This is a genomic window from Sutcliffiella horikoshii, from assembly GCF_019931755.1.
GTDB classification, from domain to species: Bacteria; Bacillota; Bacilli; order Bacillales; family Bacillaceae_I; genus Sutcliffiella_A; species Sutcliffiella_A horikoshii_E.
In genome coordinates this window covers 3822301-3844833 of record NZ_CP082918.1, presented here as the reverse complement: position 1 = coordinate 3844833, position 22533 = coordinate 3822301, and the positions used below count along the sequence as shown (strand labels likewise).

The following is a 22533-nucleotide window of genomic DNA, read 5'->3' as shown; positions in this document are numbered from 1 at the left end:
TCATTTATTATGAATAATATACATAGTATAATTTTCCTCTTTCGACAAAATGCACCCATATCTTATATCTTTCTACTGTGCTAAGATTATGATAGACTAAGTTAGAAGGAAAAATGGTATAAAAGTACTATTTTTGGAGGTTTTAAATATGATAGATATTCACTGTCACATCCTTCCATCGGTAGATGATGGTGCTAGACACATGACAGAAAGCTTGGAAATGGCACGTGCTGCTTATAGTGAAGGTATAACAAAAATAGTAGCAACTCCTCACCATAACAACGGGCAATATTACAATATAAGAGAAGAGATTCTTGAAAAGGTAAAAGAGTTGAACGACAGGTTGGAAAAAGAAGGAATTGATATTACTGTGTTACCTGGTCAGGAGACCAGAATCTCAGGAGAACTGTTGGAGCAATATGAAAGAGACGAACTGCTGACAATGAATGACGGAGATAAATATATTTTTATAGAATTACCTTCAAGTCAAGTGCCTCTATATACGGAAAAAATTATCTATGATATACAGATGAAAGGCCTCACCCCAATTATCGTACATCCCGAGAGAAATGCTGAATTGATTGAAAATCCCGAGAAACTCTACCAATTAGTAAAAAAAGGTGCTTGTACACAGGTTACCGCTGCAAGTGTAGCCGGTAAATTCGGTAAGAAAATAAAGAAGTTCTCTTTAGAACTCATTGAAGCTAATCTGACTCATTTTGTTGCATCTGATGCTCATAATTTAAAGGGAAGAAACTTCCAAATGGCGGAAGCCTTTAATGTAATTGAAAAAGAGTGTGGTACTGATGCAAAATATTTGTTATTAGAAAATGCTGAATTACTGGTGGAAGGTTCCATGGTAATAAAAGAAGTACCTGAGAGAATTAAAAAGAAAAAGAAGTTATTTGGTATTTTAGGGTAGGAGAAAAAAGAGGTGCTCATTTTTGAGTAGCCTCTTTTTTATTTTATTTCAATAATGGTTTGTACTTACAAATAGCGGACATATGCATAAATCTAGAAGAATACTACTTTTCCTATTGCCAAAACTATTGAAAAGTATTAAAAAAGTAGTATATTTGGTATGAGGTGGTAATAAATGAGAGCGATAATGATGTTAGTGGTTTTAACTTGTATTGGTGCAATAGTATATGGAAATTTCCATTGGAACGCTAAATTGGGGTCTGCAATGGATCAAGAATATGTGAGTACTAGCGCCAATACTAATCCATCAAATACTGATGAAAAAGTGGTGGGAAATAAGGAAGAATTGACGGAGCAAGATTTTGGGGAGATCCCTTTAGAAGTATCAGAATTCCTTTTAGAAAAACAAAATAAAGGTGAAGTAGTAGAACTTGTAATTATCGGCTCAGAAGTTAACGAGTTAGCCGATAATAAATGGTCTAAATTGTTCAAAGAAGAGTTGGAAACTACATATGAAGGACTATTTAACATAACAGTAAATGCTATACCTGGTGAAGTGACAACAGCTGATGTAGTGAATGAAAGTCTTTATTTGGAGAATGTAGTTACAAAACCTGACATTGTTATTTTGGAGCCGTTCTTACTGGAAAGTAACGGTTTTATTATAATGGAACATTCTCTTCAGAACATTTCAACTATGATTGACGGTTTAAAAGAGAAGAATCCTGAACTTTTTGTGTTTCTACAACCTGGACAACCTCTTCGAAATGCAACTTATTACCCCATGGATGTTGAGGAATTGAAAACATGGGCGGAAGAGAATGGTTATCCTTATATTAACCATTGGGAAAGTTGGCCAAAAGAATCAGATGAGGTTTCAAAATACATAGTAAATGACGATATTATACCGAATGAAGAAGGTCACAAAATCTGGGCAGAGCATTTAATAGATTATTTTATAGGTGAAACTAAAAATTAAGAAATAAGAAAGAGGGCTACCATAAAATTGGTAGCCCTCTTTCTGTTAGTTATTTTTCGCAACTTCTGAGTCAAGCTCAAGATGCTCTTTTAGCTGATTGGAAAGTGCCAAGCGGTCGTTTTCATCTACAAGTAGGTAGTAGATGTTGTTAATTTTTGTACCAGTTCCTGTTAACTGGTGTTGAGAAAGTGTATGACGTGCTTCTTTATAGTTGGACTGAATGTCCACCATTTCATCGAATGTTAAATTGGTACGGACATTATTACCTAATATGTCAAGAATGTCGTCAATTTTTGTGACGGAAGAAATGGATGCACCTTTGTTAATAACACCTTGAATAACATCGCGCTGTCTTTGCTGTCTACCAAAGTCGCTATCAATATAGCGCATTCTTGAGAAACTCAAAGCTTCCTCTCCGTCTAAATCAATTTCTCCTAAGGGGAAATGATGTCCATTATGACTGAATTCTAATTTGTTATTAACCGTGACACCTCCAACGGCATCTACAATATCCTTAAAGCTTTCCATATTTACTTGAACAAAATAATCTATGGGAATATCAAGAAAGTTCTCGACAGTGGCAATCGACATTTCTGGACCACCAAATGCATAAGCATGGTTAATTTTATCATCAAAACCTTTTCCGATTATTTCTGTTCTTGTATCACGTGGGATACTTACCATTTGAATAGACTTTTCATTTGGATTAACGGTCAGAACAATCATAGAATCTGAACGCCCTCTATCTCCAGGTCTTTCGTCTACCCCTAAGATCAGAAAAGCTAATGGATCTTTTTGATTGAAGTCAACTTCAGTCGTTCTTTTTTCAGAGTTAGACCTTTCAAGTGGAGTGTGCATAGAAGATGCAGCATCTTCTAGCGACTTATACACACTAAAAGCAAAGATTCCAACACCTATAGTCGCAATACCTAAAATACTTACTAATATAATAAACCATTTTTTCTTGAACATTTTGCACTCTTCCTTTTTTATATTCTAGTTTTGATTATATGTGTTATCAATTGTTTATACAATTACTTCTTGTATCTGAAGGAAGTACTTCATGAAATTTATTATATTACAAAACAACCTCAACTTTTTATGGTTAAGTTGAGGTTTCTCTTTAAGATACTCTTCTATTGGATGAGATTTAATTTTTTTTCATGAATTTCTTCTAATCTTTCAGTAATTAGAAGTGTGTCCATTTCTTTTAGTTCTTCCGTTAACAGAAACTCTTCCAATTCTTCAATTTGTTGCAGAGATAGCTTGGTAGCTAAATCATTTAACGGTAGATTTGAAAATGAACTTGATGACTCAGAAGTGTAGTTGTTTGTTTCTATGAGTATAGTAATTATGTTCGTGAAAATATATGTATTTAGTGTTGAGAAATCTGACTCCATTTCCTTATATGTTTCAATAAGAAAATCCTTGGACAAAGGTGTGGCTAAAACTTCTATATTTTCCTCTTCAGTTTCTACCGAATCCATAATTTCCTCAGGTTCTGATTCAGGTTCTAGGACAGGTTCAGGTTTCGATTCTGGCTTAGGCTCAGGTTTTGGTTCCGGCTTGGGCTCAGGTTTTGGTTCTGGCTTAGGCTCAGGTTTTGGTTCTGGCTTAGGCTCAGGTTTCGGTTCTGGCTTAGGCTCAGGTTTTGGTTCCGGCTTGGGCTCAGGTTTTGGTTCCGGCTTAGGATCTGGTTTCGGTTCAGGTTCTGGCACAGGTTCAGGTTCAGGTTCAGGTTCTGGCGTAATTGGATCTATAATCGGATCTGTATTTAAGTATATAAATTTCTCTTTTTGATTTGATATGTAATTGCTTTTAACTTCTCCATAGGATAAAGATCCAAATCCTAATACTATTGTAGAAAAAGCAAGAGTGGATAATAAAGCAACGCGAGACTTTACCATAATTCCCTCCTAATATTTTTATATAAATCTTGTTATTTAAACTTATTTTATCATATTTTGTAAAATATTGCTTGTAAATCTATTAGTTTACAAAGAATATGTATATAATTGTAGTAGATTCTTTATAGGAGTGTAAAAAGATGAAAAATATTATCATTATACTATTATGTACGGTAGCAATATCTTTAATATTTTTAGGTAAGGTGCAGTATGATAATAAAATTGCACAGGCGGGAAAAGTTACAAGTCAAGACCAACCAATGGAGGTGGAAGACAACAATCTACTAGATTTAACAAGAAATATGGATGATGAATTAAAAAATAGTATAAAGAAAAAAATGGATTCTGAAGAAACTATCAAACTGTTAATTGTTGGTTCTGACGCAATTATGAATAGTGATTCCAACAATTCGCCTTGGCCATTACAGGTGAAAAATGCGCTAGAAGAGAACTATGGTGTACATACTTTTGATATTGAAATAATGAACTTTGAAAAGATAACTACCAATCATTTAATTGAGACAAAAGGTCACGATGAGATAGCTGCTGTCAGCCCTGATGTATTAATTATAGAGCCCTTACTATTGAATGATAACGGTTTTGTTAAAATGGAAGATACACTGGGAAATTTAGAGATGATTATCGATTCAGTTAAGAAGATTAACAATGAAGCATATGTGATAATACAGCCACCAAATCCTATATATGAACCAGAGACATATATGGAACAAGTTAACGCATTGGAAGAGTACGCGATGCAAAATAATATCGAGTATTTTAACCATTGGGAGGTTTGGCCAGACACATCTTCTGAAAATATCAAATCATTTCTCCAAGGCACATTCCCTAATGCTAAAGGGCAAAGCATTTGGGCTGATTTTATAATAGAGTATTTTATTGCTGAATAAAGGGAATTTCACCAATATTTTTAGAAATCGATAGAATTGAAATAGCAAATAAGGGGGCTGATTTTTTGAAGAGAATTAAGTTATTAACATTATTTATGGTATTTACTTTAGTATTACCTCAATCTATTAATGCACAAGAGAACAATCTATGTATGCAACCTCCATATGAGGAGATTGATTTATTGCTAACAAAAGAAGCCTTGTCTCAAGAAATCCCAGCAGAAATAGTTAAAGCAATTGCGTTTGAAGAATCAGGGTGGGTGCAGTGTAAAGATGGAGAACCTTTGGTTGCTCCAGATAATGGCATAGGGATAATGCAAATAACGGACCACTCCAATGAGTATGATGAAGAGAGATTAAAGTATGACATAGAATACAACATACAAGTTGGGGTTAGTATTCTAAATGAAAAATACGGTTATAGCGGCATTAATATTCCAGTGCTAAATGATGGAGACCGCGATACTATTGAAAATTGGTATTTTGCGGTAATGGCATATAACGGGATTAAACAAGTAAATAGTCCACTAATAAGAGCTACTGGGGAAAGAAATTTTGAATCTTATCAAGATCGTGTTTTCCAACGTATTGGGAAAAGTTCGGATCTGAATATAAATGTTGCTTTAGAAACGGTAGAATTATCCCATCTAAATTATGGTGAAAACGGATCATTATCGTTTAATAAAATGGCTTATACACAAGAAGGGATTGTACATAAAACAAAGCATAAGTTTCAGCCAAAGGAACTTGTTGTAGCAACGGAGGAAGTTAACATTAGAAATATCCCTGGGGCTACAGGGACAAGTCTTGGGAAAATTAATCAGGAAGTAGTCATGATTGAAGACTCGTTTATCTATGATACGGCTGCATACAAAAGAAATTTTAATCATTTTGTTTGGTATCCTGTATCTAGCGAACTAGAAAGCATTGAGAAGAATGGCTATGTCGCTTCTTCTTATTTAACTTCTTTCGGTAAAAGAATATCTGGTCCAGATAGATATTCTACAGCTAATGAAATAGCACGTGAAGGCTGGGAAACAGCTGAGACAGTTATCATTGCAAGTGGTCAGAACTTCCCAGATGCTTTGGCAGGTGCACCTCTAGCGTATAAACTAGATGCTCCAATTCTTTTAACTAAAAAAGACAGTCTTCCAGAGCAGACAAAGAATATGATTGAGGAGCTTGGTGCAAGGAAGGTAATCATATTAGGCGGCACGGGTGCAGTCAGTGATGATGTGAAGAAGAGCATTGAGATGAACAAAAGTGTTGAAGTGGAACGAATAAGTGGTGCAAGCCGTTATGAAACAGCTGTTAAGATAGCAGAACGCTTGGGAGGCGCACCTGAGAAAGCAGTAATTGCTAACGGGTCAAATTTTCCAGATGCACTTGCTATTGCTCCTTATGCAGCGAAAAACGGCTACCCAATACTATTAATCAAAGAAAAATCTGAAACTATCAATGAGCCAACAGCAAAATTATTGAAAGATAAAGAGATTAGACAAACTATTGTAGCAGGAGGCACCTCTGCAGTGACTGATGCGGTGTTGGAAGAATTACCAGGAGGGAAACGTATTTCTGGTAAAGACCGTTATGCTACATCTGTTGAAATTATAAAAGAGCTCGACCTTCCGACTGAAAATATCTATACAGCTACAGGTCGCTCATTTGCTGATGCTTTAACAGGTTCTGTCCTTGCAGCGAAAAAAGGAACGTCCATTTTACTGGTTGATGATAAAGAAAGACCAGTCGTTTCTGAGCTGGTGAGTGGTAGGAATCTTTCTAACTTCCAAGTACTTGGTGGCAGAAGTGCGGTAAATGATAAAGCTCTAAACTTACTCTTTAAAGCTAGTAAAGGTGTTTACAATACTGCTGTATTAAGTGAAGAAGAAAGAAAAGTAATTGAATTGGTTAATGCGGAGCGAATAAAATATGGTGTTAATCCACTTTATACCCATGTCCAATTAAGCTTGGTAGCAAGAGAAAAATCGCTAGATATGAAAGTTAATGGATACTTTAACCATACAAGTCCTGTTTACGGTACTCCATTCGAGATGATGAATCATTTCAAAATTGAGTACACTAGTGCTTCAGAGAATATCGCAAGGGGTCACTTGACTCCTGAACAAGTTGTTAATGCTTGGATGAACTCTGAGGGTCACAGAGCGAATATATTAAACCCTGATATAACGCATATTGGTGTAGGGTATGAAAAAGAGTCTAAGCATTGGACCCAGATGTTTATTGGAAAATGATAGATAAATCTTGGAGAATCTTTTAAAAAGGATTCTCCATTTTTATGTAAATCTATTAATCTATTTTACTTTTATGGTAATAATTAGTGTTTTTATCTTTTGATCTTGTTATCATAGAAAAGGACGAACTGAAACTTAAGGGGGATATTAACAAGTGAAAAAAATGAAAGTGTTAGTAATGTTAGTGGTATTTGCATTACTATTGCCACAATCCATTAGTGCGCAAGAAAATACGGGGTGTAAACAACCGTCTTCGTTAATAGAGATTGACCGTTTGTTGACAGAAGAGGCACATAAACAAGACGTACCCGCGGAAATTGTTAAAGCCATTGCCTTTGTAGAAGCAGGAGGTTGGGTTCACTGCGTGGGAGATAAAGCTCTTATATCTGAAGATGGTGGAATTGGCATTATGCAAGTCACAGATCCTGAAGGGGAGTATAAACTTGATCATAATAGATTAGTTTCCGACATTCAATATAATATCGAAAAAGGTGTGATGATTCTCAATGACAAGTTTGAGAGATTCAGTGGGAAGGGAATTCCAACACTTAATGATAGAAACCGTAATTATATTGAGAACTGGTATTTCGCGTTGATGGCTTATAACGGTATTGTACCTAAGAATAGCCCACTCATTCTAAATGATGAAGATAAAAAGGGGCAAAGAAACATGGAGTCTTATCAAGATCGTGTTTTTACGGTTTTGGAAGACGGTAACCCTGGATTAAATCTAAATCGGACACTGGATCAGATCAAACCTGAGGATTTAGAGTATGTAAAAAATTCAGGTGGAAAAGAAATAGTTAACTTTAAAAAGAAAATGTACACTATTTACGGACCGTTGTCACATACTACTCACTTGTTTGGACCTGACGATTTAGTTAGAGTGGATGAAAAGGTTAGAAGAAGATCGGAACCAAGTACGGTTAAACAAACTCAAGATTATTTTAACCCAGGTGTTTTAACAATAGAAAGTATGTTCAAAACCGATGAAACGCCTAAAAGTAATGAAGAAGGTTCCTATAATCATTTTGGATGGTATTTGGCTTCCAACGGAGCGATGAAGAATGAATGGACAGGTCATCTGGCCTCGTCATATTTAAAGCCATTGGGAAAAAGAATCTCAGGAACGGATAGATATAAAACTGCTGCCAAGATTTCGGAAGAAGGATGGGGGAATAAAGCGGATACGGTAATTATTGCAAACGGCAGCAATTTCCCAGATGCCTTATCTGGTGCACCTTTAGCGTACAAGCTAAATGCACCAATCTTGCTAACTTCCCATAAACAATTCAAATTAAATGAATCTACTAAAGCAAAAATAAAAGAGTTAGGGGCAACAAAGGCAATCATCTTAGGTGGAGAAAGTGCCGTATCTTCTGAGGTTCAATCTACTCTAAAAAATATGAACTTGACAGTTAAACGAATTGCTGGAAAAGACCGTTATGAAACATCTGCCCTTATTGCGAAAGAACTAGGTGTTACTTCTAAAGCAGTTGTAGCTAGTGGCAGCAACTTTCCAGATGCTCTTGCCATTGCACCATATGCCGCCAAAAGTGGCATCCCTATTTTGTTAACAAAAGGTGGAGGAAGCGAACCTTTAAATTCCATTGTGGCTAATACCATTAAGAACAATAAGGTTACTTCAACCATTGTAGTAGGTGGAGATAATGTAGTAAGTAAAAAAGCATTTGATGCCTTACCTAAAGCTGATAGAATTGCCGGTAAGGATCGTTATGCTACATCTGTTGCGATCATTGAAGAACTTAACATGCCAACAGATATGCTTTATGTTGCAACAGGAAAGAGCTTTGCTGATGCATTGACCGGCTCTGTTTTAGCAGCTAAGGAGAATGCAGCAATCTTGCTAATTGGAAATACGCAAAACCAAGAGAGCATAGAAACCACAAATCTCATTGCTAAACACAACATTGATACTTTCCATGTACTAGGAGGAGACTCTGCAGTCAATAATGATGTATTGAGCAGACTTATCCTTAAATAACAATAATCCCCACTTCCTAAAACCGGAGTGGGGATTACTGGTTTCATGAGTTTTTATAATTGAAAAAGTGCAATAATCCAAATAGTGAAAGTTAAAAGTAATATTCCACCAGTAGTGACGGCCGCCTTTTTGGCGATAGTAATGTCTTTCACATAATACAAAACAAATAGTATCGGAACTAAAAACCATGGGAGGGAGAGTAATAGAGCAAGCAAATAAAAGGTAAAGATCCCTTCGGTGAAGGCAAATTTAATGATGTATGCTGGCAGTCCCAGTGCAACGCTGGAAAGGCAAGACACTATAATCATTTGTATCCAATATGTTTCAAAAAAAGCCGAGAAATTTTCTCTTTCAAAGGCCATGTTTAACTTTGGTCGTTTAAGCTTTAGTGCAGGTAGAAACCGTTTTGTAAATTCCATTAGAAACCTCCCCTTTATTCTTCTATTCTCAACATATGTATGCCACTCTAGTAATATTCCTACTTTACTTTATTCCCCAAATACTAGATTTGTAACATTCATTTCACAACTTTTATAGAATTAATAAAAGGGGAAACCGGTGTCCTTAATATGGGGATAGAGGTAAAAAGAATTGAAGGGGCTAGCCGTTTTGAAACGGCAGCCCGATTTTATTGACTGAAAAGACCTATATTCCAGATGCATTGACTGGATCAGTATTGGCTGCTAAAAGGAATGCACCACTTCTACTTGTGAATCCAACATACTTACCAACAGAAACGTTGCAGTTGGCACGTGCTAGAGATTTTTCCAGTATATCTGTTCTGGGGTGGTACTTCTGCTGTACGAACAGATACCGTTATTAATCTAGTTAAATAGTCTTGGCCAAAAAAGCGTCTATAATATTACATTTAAGCGCTTTTTTGTTACTGAATTTTAATATTCGGACTATTTTACTAGTGTTATAATGAGTAAGTAAATTATGTAATAATATGTAGATTTAGGGGGAAAAAATGAAGACTTCAGCATGGAAACGATACATAGTCGCTCTTGTTCTTGGTATGGTCGTTATTGTCACTTTGCCTTCCGTTAATTATGCAAACAGTTTTAATGTTGATAGAATCAATGGGGAAAATAGATATGAAACTGCAGTGGCGGTTTCTAAGAAAGGTTGGACAAGCTCTAATACGGTTATTATCGCAGCCGGAAATCAATTTCCTGATGCTCTGACCGGTACACCGCTTGCCTATTCACTGAATGCACCTATCTTATTAACACAAAATAGTTCTCTTCCTAGTGAAACAAAGAATGAAATAACAAGATTAAAGGCTAAACATGTCATCATCCTTGGTGGAACAAGTGTAGTGACTGCAAATGTAGAAACTCAGTTGAAAAAGATTGGCATTACAAATATAGAAAGAATTAGCGGCACGGACAGGTATTCAACATCTGTTAAAATTGCAGAGAAGTTGGCCGGCCAGACGGATACTGCAGTACTGGTTTATGGGAAAAATTTCCCTGATAGCTTAGCAATTGCGTCGCATGCAGCTAGAAAAGGCTATCCTATTTTGTTAACGAAGACAGATTCTTTGCCTCCTGCAACCAAAAAGGTACTTTCTAAGTATAAAAATACAATTGTGGTTGGTGGAACAGGCGTAATCTCAGACAAGATTATGAAAGATGTACCAAATGCGAAAAGGTATTCTGGAAAAGATCGATATGACACTGTATCTAAAGTAGTCAATGGTCTTAACGTTAAGTTTGGGGAAAATGTATATGTGGCAACAGGTCAAAGTTATGCAGATGCATTAACAGGTTCTGTCTTAGCTGCAAAGAAAAATTCATCCCTTGTATTGGTTCAAAAGGACAAGGTTCCTTCACCTGTTCAGACTGTTTTAAATTCTGTAAGCTCTTCTCAAGCTTCCATTATTGGTGGGACAAGTGCGGTTTCTTCGAATGTGGAAAGTGTTCTTGGTTTCAACACGGATGCCCTTGTGAACACTGCTAAACAGTACTTAGGTACTCCTTATCAATATGGAGGCACTACACCATCTGGCTTTGATTGCAGTGGCTATATTAAATTCGTGTTTGAGAAACATGGAATTAGTACACCTAGAACTACACGGGACCTATATGCTGGTGGTAAATCGGTTTCCAAGCTAGAGGTTGGAGACATTGTATTTTTCAAAACAGACCCAAGCTACAATGGAGCTTCCCATGCGGGCATTTATATCGGGGATAACAAATTCATCCATGCCAAATCAGCTGGATCTAATATTGGTGTGACAATTGATGAAATGTCCAATAGTTACTTTTACCCAAGATATCTTGGCGCTAAACGTTATCATTGAAAAAAACAGGATGGAAAACAATTGTTTTCCATCCTGTTTTTTTTATGGTTTGTAATGGTACCGGCTTTCCATATTGTTTTTTGCTGAAATAAAGTAATCTGGGACAGAAATTTTGCCTATGGAATAACTGCCGGAAGCAGGATCCCATTTTTCATAAGCTTCTAATGCATCTTTCATGCGGGATTTTTGATCTTTGTTTATAAGTTTTATTTTGTTATCAAAAGGGAAATTTCCGTGTTCTTGGACAGGAAAATAGAATTTTCCATTATGCACTATTTCTGCATCTATTAAGTCATGGAGTGCTTGTCCTGTCACAGAATGATCAGAGTGAGGGTCTTTATCACTCATAACGTGGTGTATGACTTTAGCATTAAGGTTTTCTTTTTGGAGAATGATTTCTGATATGTCATCTTTGTTTAGTTTTCCGTCTGGCAGATCAAGGATTGTCACGTTGGATGCTTTCACACCAAGAGCACTAACTGCCGTCTTAAATTCTGCTGCTCTTGCATCCCCAAACTCATCGACTGAGATGAGAGGGTGGCCTTCCGATTCTAATCGCTCATTAACGGTATTGATGGCTTTGCTTGCTTTCCCTTTTGACAATAATACAACATGGACTTCTTTACTTGCAGATAAGGCATGAATGATAGCCGGTCCTAAGCTAAGAACCTCATCATCTGGATGGGGGGAATAGAATACTTCAAGCTGATCATTCTTGGTGGCAGAGCAGCCTGCTAATATTATTGTTAATAGAAGTATTAATTTTTTCATCAGTGGTCCTTTCCTGTTCGACAAGTATGCTACAATCATTTTATCAAACTTTATAGATGAAAGTGTAGGCACAAATATTATGGCAGCCAATAATTCTAGCGTGAAAAAAAGATATAGATCCATAGATATTACAAGGGGGATTGTCGTCCTCCTATCTGTATTTGTCAGTGCGTTGCCTGGAGGAGGGGATTATGATTATCTCCGCCATGCATATTGGTACGGGTTGACGATAACAGACCTTGTATTTCCGGCCTTTTTGACAGTGTACGGAATTGGCTTGGCTATTGTTTACCGGAAAGGCGTGAAATGGAAAGACCTTCTTAGGAGAACTTTTTTACTGGTTCTATATGGACTTCTATTTAACTTAATATCTTCTTGGAGCCTAGATTTTGCTACGTTAAGGTATACCGGTGTTTTGCAATTGTTTGCGCTCACTGGACTTGGGGTTGTTATCCTGTCTTATTTGGCTAAAGGCTGGAAGAGTATGCTGGCCATAGGGTTGCTTATAGCAAGTGCTTATTTAGCAGTTCTTGTGTTAGGTAGCGGAGGTTGTGAAGGTGGTGTGCCTCAGCGAGATTGTAATCCTTCAGGAGTGGTAGATGCGATAGTGTTCGGTGAAAATCACATGTATGCACAAGGAGAGAAAGGATTTGATCCTGAGGGAATTTTGTCTATATTTAGTGCCTTGTCTAATGTTGCTTTTGGTTTTGCGGTGGGGCTGGTGTTAAATAGTAGAAAACAGATTCTTCGACGAGTTTTTAGCATCTCTATAGGGCTCATATCATTAGCATTTATTTTTAATAACTTTATAGAATTAAATAAGCGGTTATGGACACCTTCTTTTGCAATGCTAGCAAGCGGATTAACCTTGCTACTTCTGGCGATCCTTTTTTACCTTATTGATACAAGAGAAAGGAAGCAAGGGAAGCTTACAGGAATCCCTCTTTGGTACTTAGAGGCATTCGGACGAAACAGCTTTTTAATTTATTTTGGGAAGATGCTTGTATTCCTGTTATTCGGAAAGATTGTTATTAATCTGTATGGAAGAGAAGGATCTCTTGCTTCATTATTGTTTGAGTTTTTAGAGGGAAGTGTGGCGTATCCGCATATCTTTTATAGTGGCTTATTTGTATTGTTCTGGTCCATCGTTGCAGTGGTTATGCATGCTAATAAGAAATATGTGAGAGTGTAGGTGTTGGTTAGGTGGACGTGACTAAAGTTGCGTTCTTTTTTTGTCTGTAAAAAGTAGCGGAAATTAATAAAGGTAGAACATTGCTGGTAAGAGGAAGAAGTGAGCTTGGGAAATGTAGAAGCTCATCATATAGGGGTAGAACCTGACAAGAATAATGTATAACACATCAAAAGAACAACTTGTTGCATTACAGCAAGCCGGGGAGTTCGAATGGGAGTCAACTGGCTACCTTAACTTTTCTGACATTGATGCTAGTATTAAATTGTACGACAAAAAAGGGACTTTGGTAAAAGAATCAAGTGTTTATAGACAAGGTGATACAGAAATTTTAATGACTGTCGTTCAAGATTCAGGACCATATTATCTAGCTGTTTCAAGTTCAGATGGAAACCCTAGTTTAAAGCCTTATCAATTGAGGGTTAAGACGAAAATGATACCAGGAGAAGGGCATAAAGAAAGGATTTCTGGTCCTGACAGATATGATACCTCCTTAGCGTTTTCTAATAGAATTCCAGACCACTCCTTGGATGTCGTTCTTCTTGCGAATGGAAAGAATTATCCAGATGCATTGGCTGCGGTCGTATTGAATCAAGTTATGAACGGAACTACTTTGCTAGTTAACGATAGCGACAAAGTTCTACAAAGTGCAATAGATGAAACGAAGCGCCTTTTGAAGAAAGATGGAAAGGTAATTATCCTTGGAGGAACAAATGCAATTTCTTCCAATGTGGAAAAAAGCTTTGAAAAATCCTTTAAAGTAGATAGAATCTCTGGTGAAAACAGAACAAAAACTTCTATTGAAATAGCAAAAAAAGTGAAGAAAAATCCAGATGAAATTATAGTAGTATCAGGTTTAGACTTTGCTGACGCTTTAAGTATCGCCACATACGCATCAAATACTACGACACCTGTATTGCTTAATACCTCCAAGATTACTTTGACAAAAGAATTGGAGGAATACGTAAAACAACACAAAGTGAAAAAGGTCACTGTAGTAGGTGGAAAGTCTGCGGTTACAGAAGATGCGGTGAAAAAGTTGAAAGCTGCCGGTGTCAAGAATGTTTCTAGAGTGTCAGGTACTAATAGATACATGACTTCAGTTGAAGTAGCCAAAAAGTTCTATCCAGAAAGTGTAGCGGTAGGAATAGCAAGCGGCAAAATGTTCCCGGATGCATTGAGCGGAAGTAACTTTGCATCCAAGAACAATATGCCAATAGTATTAGTAAATGGGCATACGATGATTAATGAACTTACAGGATATTTAAAAGAAGCGAAGGTTGAGCATTATTACATCTATGGCGGAAAAAATTCAATAAATGCAAATATAGTAAAATAGTTTTATGAAGGAGTCATTCTTTAATTAGAGGCTCCTTTTTCTATGCAACAAATAATATTCTAAATATTTAAAAGATAAACAATTGACTAAAAAGTAATCCCTCTGTAAAATTATACTGTAATTTGAAATCTTATGTAGGAAGAAAGGAGGACTATCTTTTTACGTATCGTTTCATTTTTCAACAATATTCGGGGGAGGTTTTTGTTAGTGCAACTTCGTAAGTGCTTTCTAGGTTTTGTGGCTTTCTTACTAGTGTTCTCCAACCTGCAGTTTGCTGTTGGTGCTACATCGGTAACGAAAACACCTAATGGGATTGATCTAAAAGAAGTAAGAGAAATGCTTGATGAAAGACAAAAGTTTGAGGAAACTGCAGAAGTAGCGAAAGCTTCATTCTCAGCAACGGATAAAGTCCGTGTAATTGTTGAATTGGATGGAGAAGCGCCAATTCAATATGCAACAAAGCAAAATGTTCTTTATAAAGACCTTGAAGAATCTACTAAAAAATCATTAGTAGATGCAGTCGAAAATCAGCAGGCTACTGTTAAATCTGCTATTTCTTCTAAAGGTGTATCTATGGAGTACAAGCACCAATTTACTACAGCCTTCAATGGTTTCAGTGGTGAAGTGATGTTTGGTGACATTAAGAAAATCGAAGCTTTAAATGGCGTAGCAAACGTATACTTAGCAAATGAGTATAATCGTCCAGAATTTGAACCAAACATGACTACTAGTCATGACTATATTCAATCTATGCAAGTTTGGGCTGATGCTCATTTCAAAGGAGAAGGTATGGTCGTTTCGGTTATTGACTCCGGAGTAGATCCTTCTCACAAAGATTTCGTGTTAAGTGATGACACGGAAGAATACTTAACGAAAGACCTTGTAGATGGTCTAGTAAGCTCTGAAGGTCTTAAAGGGAAATTCTATACTGAAAAAGTACCTTATGGCTATAACTACTATGACCAAAACTACGAAATTAAAGATGTAGGACCTGCTCCATCCGAACACGGGATGCACGTCGCTGGTACCGTAGTTGCAAATGGAGAAATCATGGGTGTAGCACCTGAAGCGCAAGTATTAGGGATGAAAGTATTCTCAAATGATCCTTTATATCCTTCTACTTGGTCAGATATTTATCTTGCTGCAATCGATGATTCTATCAAACTTGGTGCAGATGTCCTAAATATGAGTTTAGGTTCTACTGCTTCCTTCTATGAAGCAGATAGCGCTGAAGATGTAGCAATTACTCGTGCAGTTGAAAACGGAATCGTTTCTTCTGTATCTGCTGGTAACTCCGGTCATATCGGATACGGTTGGGATAATCCATTATTCCAAAATCCTGATATCGGAGTAGTTGGAGCGCCAGGTCTTAACAAAGATACTTTACAAGTGGCTGCTTCAGGTAACACAGCTTATTTATATCAACATTCTTTAACTATTGATGGAACAGACTTTGAAGGGGTTGGATACGGCATTGATAGCTGGGAAGACCTTGCAGAAGTGGAACTGTTTTTATTAGATGGCCTTGGTCATCCTGCTGATTACCAAGGTGTAGACGTTACTGGTAAAGTAGTAGTAATGTCACGTGGAGAATTAACTTTCTTCGACAAAACGCAAAATGCTGCAGCTGCAGGAGCAGCAGGAATTGTCGTTTATAACAATAACCCTGCTTCACTCTTCTATGAAGATCAAGGTGGTTGGGCTATTCCGTTCATGAAGCTTAGCTATGGGGACGGTCAAGCTATCGTAGAAGCTCTTAAAAATGGTAATACTGATGGAAACGTAGAACAATTGAACCAAAAAGAAAGCCCTGAGATGGGTAGAATGACAGACTTTACTTCTTGGGGAACTACTCCAAGTTTAGAATTAAAGCCGGAAATAACAGCTCCTGGTGGAAACATCTACTCTACTTTAAATGATGACAAGTATGGAGTTAAAAGTGGTACTTCCATGGCTGCTCCTCACGTAGCTGGTGGAGCTGCACTAGTTCAACAATACTTGAAAACTGATGAGAGATTTACTGATCTGAACGCTGAAGAGCGTACTAGAATGGCAAAAGCTTTGATGATGAACACTGCTGACAGTATCGAAGATTTGTATGGTAATGACTATTCTCCTCGCCGTCAAGGTGCGGGAATGATGCAACTTTTTGCAGCAGTCGATACTCCTGCATATGTAGTGGAAAAGAATAGCGGTGAAGGGAAAGTAGAATTAAAAGCATTTGATTCCACTAAAGTAAGTTTCACTCTTTCTGCTACTAATATTGCAGATTACGAAGTTTCATACAAAGTTGATACTTCGGTTTTAACAGACTCGTTCTTAGAGCAAGATAATGGTCCAACTCTAAACGCATTAACAACTGGTGCTTTAGAAGGCGCGAAAGTGACAGCTCCTAAAGAGCTTACACTGGCTGCTGGTGAAACGAAAGAATTTACTGTTTCTATTGACTTAGCAAATGCAAAAGTCCCTGGTTATAAAGCGGATGGCACACCTACAAGTATGGATCTAGTCGAAAATATTTTTGTAGAAGGTTTTGTAACACTTTCTCATGAATATGAAGCAGATCTTTCTGTTCCATTCTTAGGCTTCTATGGTGATTGGAGCGAGCCTTCTGTATTAGATGGCTTCATGGCATTTGGTGAAGATAAGTATTATGACGTTGGATTCCCAGCTGATGCAGTTTTTGAAGATGGTGTGGAAGATGCACAGTTCTGGATGACTCACTTAAATGATGAAGAAGGAAATGCTTACTATGGTTTAAGTCCTAACCAAGACGGATGGAACGATAGCATCAATTTCCTAAACGCATACCTGCGTAACGCCAAAGAAGTACATTACAATGTACTTGATGAAAATGGAAAACAAGTTCGTAGAATCTTATCTTCGAACTATGTAAGAAAGAATTTCTTTAACGCTGGAAATGGCTCATACTTCTCATTGAATGCTGATCGTGCTTGGGATGGTACGGTTAAAGGCAATGTAGTTGCTGACGGTAAATACTATTATGAAATCAACGCTCTAGTGGATGGAACAGATAAATGGCAATCTAAAAAGATTCCAGTTGTAGTTGATACTACTGCACCAACAGTGGAAATCACATCTTTCAATGAAGAAACTGGTGAACTTGAATGGAATGCTACTGATGCAGGAGTTGGAATCGACGCAATCGTTGTTTATGTTAATGGTAAAGCGACGGTTCTTGACGCTGGTGCTAAAAATGTAACATTACCTACTTCTGATATTAATGATATTGATGTAATTGCAGTAGACAAAGTAATGAATATCGGTTTCGATACGTACACTTTTGGTGATACTACAGAACCTGTAATATTCATGATGGATCCAGAACCATTTGGAGCATATGCAACAAATGAGGTACCTGTGTCTGGTTATGTTACAGATGATGTCCGTGTAGAAAAGGTAATGGTAAATGGTAATGAAGTAGCTACGACTCTTGTAAATGAAGAGGGAGAAGACCGCTACAAATTCGAAACGACAGTAACATATGAAGAAGACGGATATTACGATGTTCTTATCACTGCTCTTGACGGCGCTGGTAATGAATTCGGAATTTCAAGAAAAGTTTTCGTTGACACAACAGTGCCGACTTTAACTGTAGATGTACCGAAGTTTGTTGATATGGATGTAGAAGAAGTAACAGCTACTACTCTTTTAGAAGACAACTTCAACTATGTTTCTCTTCACGTGGATGATAACCATGTATTCGAACAGCCTTTCACAAGCCCTGTGAAAATCATGGAGCCTGCTAGCGTGGAATATGATACTACCCTAAGTCTAGAACCAGGAAACAACCACTTTGTCTTCACTTTAACAGACCTAGGTGGAAACACAGTAACGAAAGAAGTAACTGTTTACCGAAATGAAGTTGCAGAGCGTGTTGATCGCTTAAGAGGTGCAGATCGTTATGCTACTGCAGTAGAATTAAGTAAAGAAGGTTGGGAACAGTCTGATGTAGTAGTTATTGCACGTGGAGACAACTATGCAGATGCACTTGCTGGTGTACCGTTGGCTCATAAATACAATGCACCACTACTATTAACAAAAACTGCATCTCTACCAGATGCTACAAAAGCTGAGATTGAGAGATTAGGTGCGAAGAAAGTCTACATCCTTGGTGGAACTGCAGCTGTAAGCAAAGGTGTGGAAGATACTTTCAAAGCGCATGGTCTTGAAGTGAAACGCTTATCCGGTTCTGATAGATGGTCTACTGCTGGAGCAATTGCTACAGAAGTTGCACCAAATGGAGCGAATGGAGTAGTTGTTGTTAATGGCAAGAACTTCCCAGATGCTTTATCTGTTGCTTCTTACGCAGCACAAAACGGCATGCCAATTCTATTAACGGATCAAAAAGAATTACCAAAACAAACGAATGCAGCATTAATCGCACTTAGCCCTAAACAAGCTATTGTTGTGGGTGGAACAGCTGCTGTTTCTGACAACGTATTGAAATCCCTACCAAATCCTAAGAGAATTGGTGGAAAAGATCGTTATGAAACTGCTGTAAATGTTGCAAAGCACTTTGATTTAGATGCAAACCATTACTATGTTGCAACAGGCAAGCAGTTTGCTGATGCACTAGCTGGTGCGGCACTTGCTGCAAATCACCATACTGGTATTTTACTAGTTGGAACTAGCGTTTCTGGCCATGTTGAAGGTTTCTTAACTTCTGAGGGAGTAGATACTTTAACTGTTATTGGTGGAGAAAATGCTGTATCTGCTTCAGTGTTTGAGCACTTAGCAAAAATCGTAAAGTAATAGGTTGATTGTAATAAAGCCGCTGGGGGTAACCTCTGGCGGCTTTATTCGTTGTTGGAAGGATAATCTGAAATATAGTGCTTTTGGTTTATTTTAATTAATGAATATGAAGAAAAACCTTTATTTGTCGCAATATTCTTGTTAATCCTTACGAAATGTAAATATAAAAAATGTAAAAAACGACACAATTCTGTAAATTACGATGGTATAATATAGCAAGATTCGATAATTTTTTCATTCTTGGGAGGTTAAGTGTTAATTGTGAATTATTTTAAGATTTGTAGTTTGCTGGTGTTCCTATTTTTTATGGCACCAATTGTTTCTTTTGCAGAGAAGGTACTAGTTATTGATCCGGGGCATGGTGGGAAATTCTCCGGTACTTGTGGATTCTCAGGTAACCAAACTGGTTATTGTGAGAAACATGCTAATTTAGATGTAGCAATCCGTTTAAAAGAATTACTAAAGAACACAGACATCAAGGTTTATATGACACGTGAATCTAATAATAAAGATTTCGCTGCAACTTCAAAAGAAGACTTGATTCAAAGAATGGTAGTGGCAAATAATTTTGTTAAAGGCAACAATGATGAAAGTTTGTTTCTTTCGATTCACCATAACGCACATCCAACCTCTCAAGTGGCAAAAGGGTTTGAAACTTATTACTATGATTACAGTGCGATGAGTGAGTCGGAAAAGCAATATCCACCAGACCCAATACAGGTAGGACTAGCTGCAGAAAGTGGAAAGTTTGCTAGATTAGTACATAATTCAACTCTTGGTAAAATTAGACAGGTTGAAAAGGGATACATTGACAGAGGTATTCACAACCACCAAGCATTTTTCGTTATCAGAAATGCGCAAATGCCATCTGTACTTGTTGAGCTTGGGTTTATGACGAACAAGGACGAAGAGAAGCTAATCAAAACTTCTCAATTCCAGCAAAATGCTGCTCAAGGATTGGCAACAGCGGTTATTAATTACTTCAAAATCTATGAAGTGTATGATAAAGATCGTGATAAACTAGCAACTTTTGATAAAAAAGAAGATGCGCTGAACTATGCCAAAAAACAAACAAAATTTGTGGAAGTATGGGATAAGGATAAGCAACAAACTATCTACACAAGTGATAAATTCAAAGTTTACGATAAATTGAATGGTTTATTGCAAGAGTTCTATACAGAACAAGATGCTATCAATTTTGCCAAAAACCGAAAAGATACAAGAGTTACTCAAGACAAGACGGGATACATCGTCTGGTCGAATTATATTACGCCTAAATATGAAGTGTACAGTCAGGATAAGCTCTTAGGAAAGTATCTTGATTATGACTATGCCCTAAATACGGCTAAAGCAAGTACTAGTTCTAAGATTATCGTTATTGGTACAAATGAAGTCGCTTGGACAAATATTAGCGGAGTTCCAGTAAGTAGGGTAGTGGATGTAGAGAGACTTTCCGGTACAGATAGATACTTAACTGCTATCGAAACATCTAAAAAAATCTATCCAAATGGTTTTGACGAAGCTAAAAAAGAAAGAACGGTTATTTTAGCAACAGGTAAAACATTTGCAGATGCCCTATCTGCAGGACCACTAGCTTCTAAATATGGAAATGCACCAATATTACTTTCTAGAAACACAGAATTGAACGAAGAAGTAATCGCAGAAATCACTCGCTTACGTGCAAATAAAGTGGTAATCATCGGAGGACATGGTGCGGTTCCTGAACAAGCGGAAATCACTCTTCGTAATAGTGGCTTGGAAGTAGAAAGAATCTCTGGTAAAGACCGATATGTAACGAATAGAGCCATCCTAGCTGAATTGGGAGATATAAGTGGTGTGTTCATAGCTTCTGGTCAAGGGTTTGCAGATGCTCTTGCAGCTGCGCCGATTGCTGCGAAAAAGGGCTGGGGAATCCTACTGACAGAGCAAAGCTCGATTTCGCAGCATGCGATTCCTTATATGTCAGGAAAAGAAGTTGTCATTGTCGGAGGAACTGCAGCGGTGTCAACGAAAGTGGAAGGTTCCATTACGGGTGCAAGTAAAATTACTAGATTATCCGGAGTTAATAGATATGAAACATTGGCACAACTATTATGGCAGTTCTCAAGCGACCTAGAAGGTGAAACGGTCCTTCTGTCAACAGGCCAAAACTTCCCTGATGCTTTAGTTTCAGCGCCTTTAGCCATTCATAATGGTGCTCCACTAGTACTTGTAGGAAAAAGCAGAAACAATAATGTTGAGTCCTTCCTGATGGCTTATACAAATGACGTTAAAGTAAATAAAGTAGAAATTATCGGAGGAACAAGTGCGATCAAGGATGCACAAATTTCTACGATTACTACAAAACTAAAATAACAAATAGAAGACTCGATAAGACCTAATCTTATCGAGCTTCTTTTGAAAGGTGATTGTTTTGCAAAAGTCTTATCTAGTAATTGTTTTAACCTGCTTAATGTTAGTAATCTCAGCTTGCTCTAAAACAGAAGAAAAAGAAATCGTAACAAATAATGAAAAGAACTCAGAAACACAAGAATCTACTTCAGAAGATACCGGTTCTGCCGATACTAAAGAAGACGAGGAAACAACAGAAGAAGAAAAACCTGAAGATGTTTCTTCAACAGATGAAGCGGATGAAAATGAAACACCTTCAGATCCTGGTTTTAAGATATATCAACCAAGCATTGGCTGGGAAAAGAAGTTCACTGATGGCGAAGACATTGTTGTTACAGAGAAGGTTATTGCTGCCAATGATGAATATGTACAGTTTGCTATGATGGTTGGCGGCAATCAGTCTATTCAGATTTATAAATGGACACCAACTGAAGTGGCACTTGTTTATGAAGAAGTTTCAGTAGATGATGCATCTGTTAATCTGCTAGATTCGTTCACACCGAACGGAAATCCGGAAGTGTTGCTTTCAGAAGCATCAGCACAATGGGAACTAGTAGAAAGCGGAGTGAAACTAGATGTAGCATATGGATCATTTGAAGATGTGTATGTCATTAAGAAGGTGACAGACGAAGTAGAGAATGCTGATACCATCTATACACGCTATTATGCTCCAGGTTATGGATTAGTAAAAGAAACATACGAAGTGACTGGGGAATATGGTTATTCCGGAAAATCAGAGCTTGAGATTGTAGAAAAATAAGAAAAGAAACACAATGGGGGAAGAAAA

Annotated in this window: 16 protein-coding genes; 12 read left to right on the top strand and 4 right to left on the bottom strand. The window is 37.3% G+C overall.

Going from position 1 to position 22533, the window contains the following annotated elements:
* Nucleotides 1–148: 148 nt before the first annotated feature.
* On the top strand, nucleotides 149–922 hold the full coding sequence (locus K7887_RS19725; RefSeq protein WP_223491306.1) for a tyrosine-protein phosphatase: 774 nt from the start codon (nucleotides 149–151) through the stop codon (nucleotides 920–922).
* Nucleotides 923–1096: 174 nt separating this feature from the next.
* Nucleotides 1097–1900, top strand: a complete 804-nt coding sequence (locus tag K7887_RS19720) for an SGNH/GDSL hydrolase family protein (RefSeq protein ID WP_223491305.1) — start codon at nucleotides 1097–1099, stop codon at nucleotides 1898–1900.
* 45 nt (nucleotides 1901–1945) lie between these two features.
* Here the strand turns inward: K7887_RS19720 and tagU are convergent, their stop codons facing one another.
* Both tagU and K7887_RS19710 read right to left on the bottom strand, forming a co-directional pair.
* Nucleotides 1946–2872 (bottom strand): polyisoprenyl-teichoic acid--peptidoglycan teichoic acid transferase TagU, encoded by a 927-nt coding sequence (gene tagU, locus K7887_RS19715; protein ID WP_223491304.1) that lies wholly within the window; start codon nucleotides 2870–2872, stop codon nucleotides 1946–1948.
* Between the two features lie 164 nt (nucleotides 2873–3036).
* Nucleotides 3037–3807: a hypothetical protein gene (locus tag K7887_RS19710; RefSeq protein ID WP_223491303.1), complete on the bottom strand. Its 771-nt coding sequence runs from the start codon at nucleotides 3805–3807 to the stop codon at nucleotides 3037–3039.
* 140 nt (nucleotides 3808–3947) lie between these two features.
* On the opposite strand from K7887_RS19710, the gene K7887_RS19705 reads away from it, so the two are divergent.
* From K7887_RS19705 to K7887_RS19695, 3 genes are all read left to right on the top strand, one after another.
* Nucleotides 3948–4715: an SGNH/GDSL hydrolase family protein gene (locus K7887_RS19705; RefSeq protein WP_223491302.1), complete on the top strand. Its 768-nt coding sequence runs from the start codon at nucleotides 3948–3950 to the stop codon at nucleotides 4713–4715.
* A gap of 65 nt (nucleotides 4716–4780) precedes the next feature.
* Nucleotides 4781–6967, top strand: a complete 2187-nt coding sequence (locus K7887_RS19700; RefSeq protein WP_223491301.1) for a cell wall-binding repeat-containing protein — start codon at nucleotides 4781–4783, stop codon at nucleotides 6965–6967.
* Nucleotides 6968–7130: 163 nt separating this feature from the next.
* Nucleotides 7131–8972, top strand: a complete 1842-nt coding sequence (locus tag K7887_RS19695; RefSeq protein WP_223493711.1) for a cell wall-binding repeat-containing protein — start codon at nucleotides 7131–7133, stop codon at nucleotides 8970–8972.
* Nucleotides 8973–9025: 53 nt separating this feature from the next.
* On the opposite strand, the gene K7887_RS19690 is transcribed toward K7887_RS19695, so the two are convergent.
* A complete protein-coding gene (locus K7887_RS19690; RefSeq protein WP_223491300.1) occupies nucleotides 9026–9391 on the bottom strand; it encodes a hypothetical protein in 366 nt (121 codons plus the stop codon).
* 212 nt (nucleotides 9392–9603) lie between these two features.
* Here K7887_RS19690 and K7887_RS19685 point away from each other — a divergent pair, with 212 nt between their 5' ends.
* Together K7887_RS19685 and K7887_RS19680 are read left to right on the top strand one after the other, a co-directional pair.
* Nucleotides 9604–9795 carry a cell wall-binding repeat-containing protein gene (locus tag K7887_RS19685; RefSeq protein ID WP_223491299.1) on the top strand — a complete coding sequence of 64 codons (192 nt, stop codon included), beginning with the start codon at nucleotides 9604–9606 and terminating at the stop codon, nucleotides 9793–9795.
* 147 nt (nucleotides 9796–9942) lie between these two features.
* Nucleotides 9943–11280 carry a cell wall-binding repeat-containing protein gene (locus K7887_RS19680; protein ID WP_223491298.1) on the top strand — a complete coding sequence of 446 codons (1338 nt, stop codon included), beginning with the start codon at nucleotides 9943–9945 and terminating at the stop codon, nucleotides 11278–11280.
* Between the two features lie 42 nt (nucleotides 11281–11322).
* On the opposite strand, the gene K7887_RS19675 is transcribed toward K7887_RS19680, so the two are convergent.
* The gene (locus K7887_RS19675; RefSeq protein WP_223491297.1) at nucleotides 11323–12051 is read right to left on the bottom strand and encodes a PIG-L deacetylase family protein; all 729 of its coding nucleotides are present in this window, start codon (nucleotides 12049–12051) and stop codon (nucleotides 11323–11325) included.
* Nucleotides 12052–12130: 79 nt separating this feature from the next.
* Here K7887_RS19675 and K7887_RS19670 point away from each other — a divergent pair, with 79 nt between their 5' ends.
* From K7887_RS19670 to K7887_RS19650, 5 genes are all read left to right on the top strand, one after another.
* A complete protein-coding gene (locus K7887_RS19670) occupies nucleotides 12131–13243 on the top strand; it encodes a heparan-alpha-glucosaminide N-acetyltransferase domain-containing protein (RefSeq protein ID WP_223491296.1) in 1113 nt (370 codons plus the stop codon).
* Between the two features lie 154 nt (nucleotides 13244–13397).
* On the top strand, nucleotides 13398–14579 hold the full coding sequence (locus K7887_RS19665; protein ID WP_223491295.1) for a cell wall-binding repeat-containing protein: 1182 nt from the start codon (nucleotides 13398–13400) through the stop codon (nucleotides 14577–14579).
* Nucleotides 14580–14786: 207 nt separating this feature from the next.
* Nucleotides 14787–19355 carry a cell wall-binding repeat-containing protein gene (locus tag K7887_RS19660; RefSeq protein WP_223491294.1) on the top strand — a complete coding sequence of 1523 codons (4569 nt, stop codon included), beginning with the start codon at nucleotides 14787–14789 and terminating at the stop codon, nucleotides 19353–19355.
* Nucleotides 19356–19616: 261 nt separating this feature from the next.
* Nucleotides 19617–21710, top strand: coding sequence for a cell wall-binding repeat-containing protein (locus K7887_RS19655; protein WP_223491293.1), 2094 nt, complete (start codon nucleotides 19617–19619; stop codon nucleotides 21708–21710).
* A 58-nt stretch (nucleotides 21711–21768) separates the two neighbouring features.
* The gene (locus K7887_RS19650) at nucleotides 21769–22506 is read left to right on the top strand and encodes a hypothetical protein (protein ID WP_223491292.1); all 738 of its coding nucleotides are present in this window, start codon (nucleotides 21769–21771) and stop codon (nucleotides 22504–22506) included.
* Nucleotides 22507–22533: the final 27 nt, after the last annotated feature.

Bases quoted from the DNA above. Each gene is read 5' to 3' on its own strand.
- K7887_RS19720 (WP_223491305.1), top strand. From the start codon at position 1,097: ATGAGAGCGATAATGATGTTAGTGGTTTTAACTTGTATTGGTGCAATA.
- K7887_RS19690 (WP_223491300.1), bottom strand. From the start codon at position 9,391: ATGGAATTTACAAAACGGTTTCTACCTGCACTAAAGCTTAAACGACCA.
- K7887_RS19705 (WP_223491302.1), top strand. From the start codon at position 3,948: ATGAAAAATATTATCATTATACTATTATGTACGGTAGCAATATCTTTA.
- K7887_RS19675 (WP_223491297.1), bottom strand. From the start codon at position 12,051: ATGAAAAAATTAATACTTCTATTAACAATAATATTAGCAGGCTGCTCT.
- K7887_RS19710 (WP_223491303.1), bottom strand. From the start codon at position 3,807: ATGGTAAAGTCTCGCGTTGCTTTATTATCCACTCTTGCTTTTTCTACA.
- K7887_RS19665 (WP_223491295.1), top strand. From the start codon at position 13,398: ATGTATAACACATCAAAAGAACAACTTGTTGCATTACAGCAAGCCGGG.
- K7887_RS19680 (WP_223491298.1), top strand. From the start codon at position 9,943: ATGAAGACTTCAGCATGGAAACGATACATAGTCGCTCTTGTTCTTGGT.
- K7887_RS19725 (WP_223491306.1), top strand. From the start codon at position 149: ATGATAGATATTCACTGTCACATCCTTCCATCGGTAGATGATGGTGCT.
- tagU (WP_223491304.1), bottom strand. From the start codon at position 2,872: ATGTTCAAGAAAAAATGGTTTATTATATTAGTAAGTATTTTAGGTATT.
- K7887_RS19670 (WP_223491296.1), top strand. From the start codon at position 12,131: ATGGCAGCCAATAATTCTAGCGTGAAAAAAAGATATAGATCCATAGAT.
- K7887_RS19695 (WP_223493711.1), top strand. From the start codon at position 7,131: ATGAAAGTGTTAGTAATGTTAGTGGTATTTGCATTACTATTGCCACAA.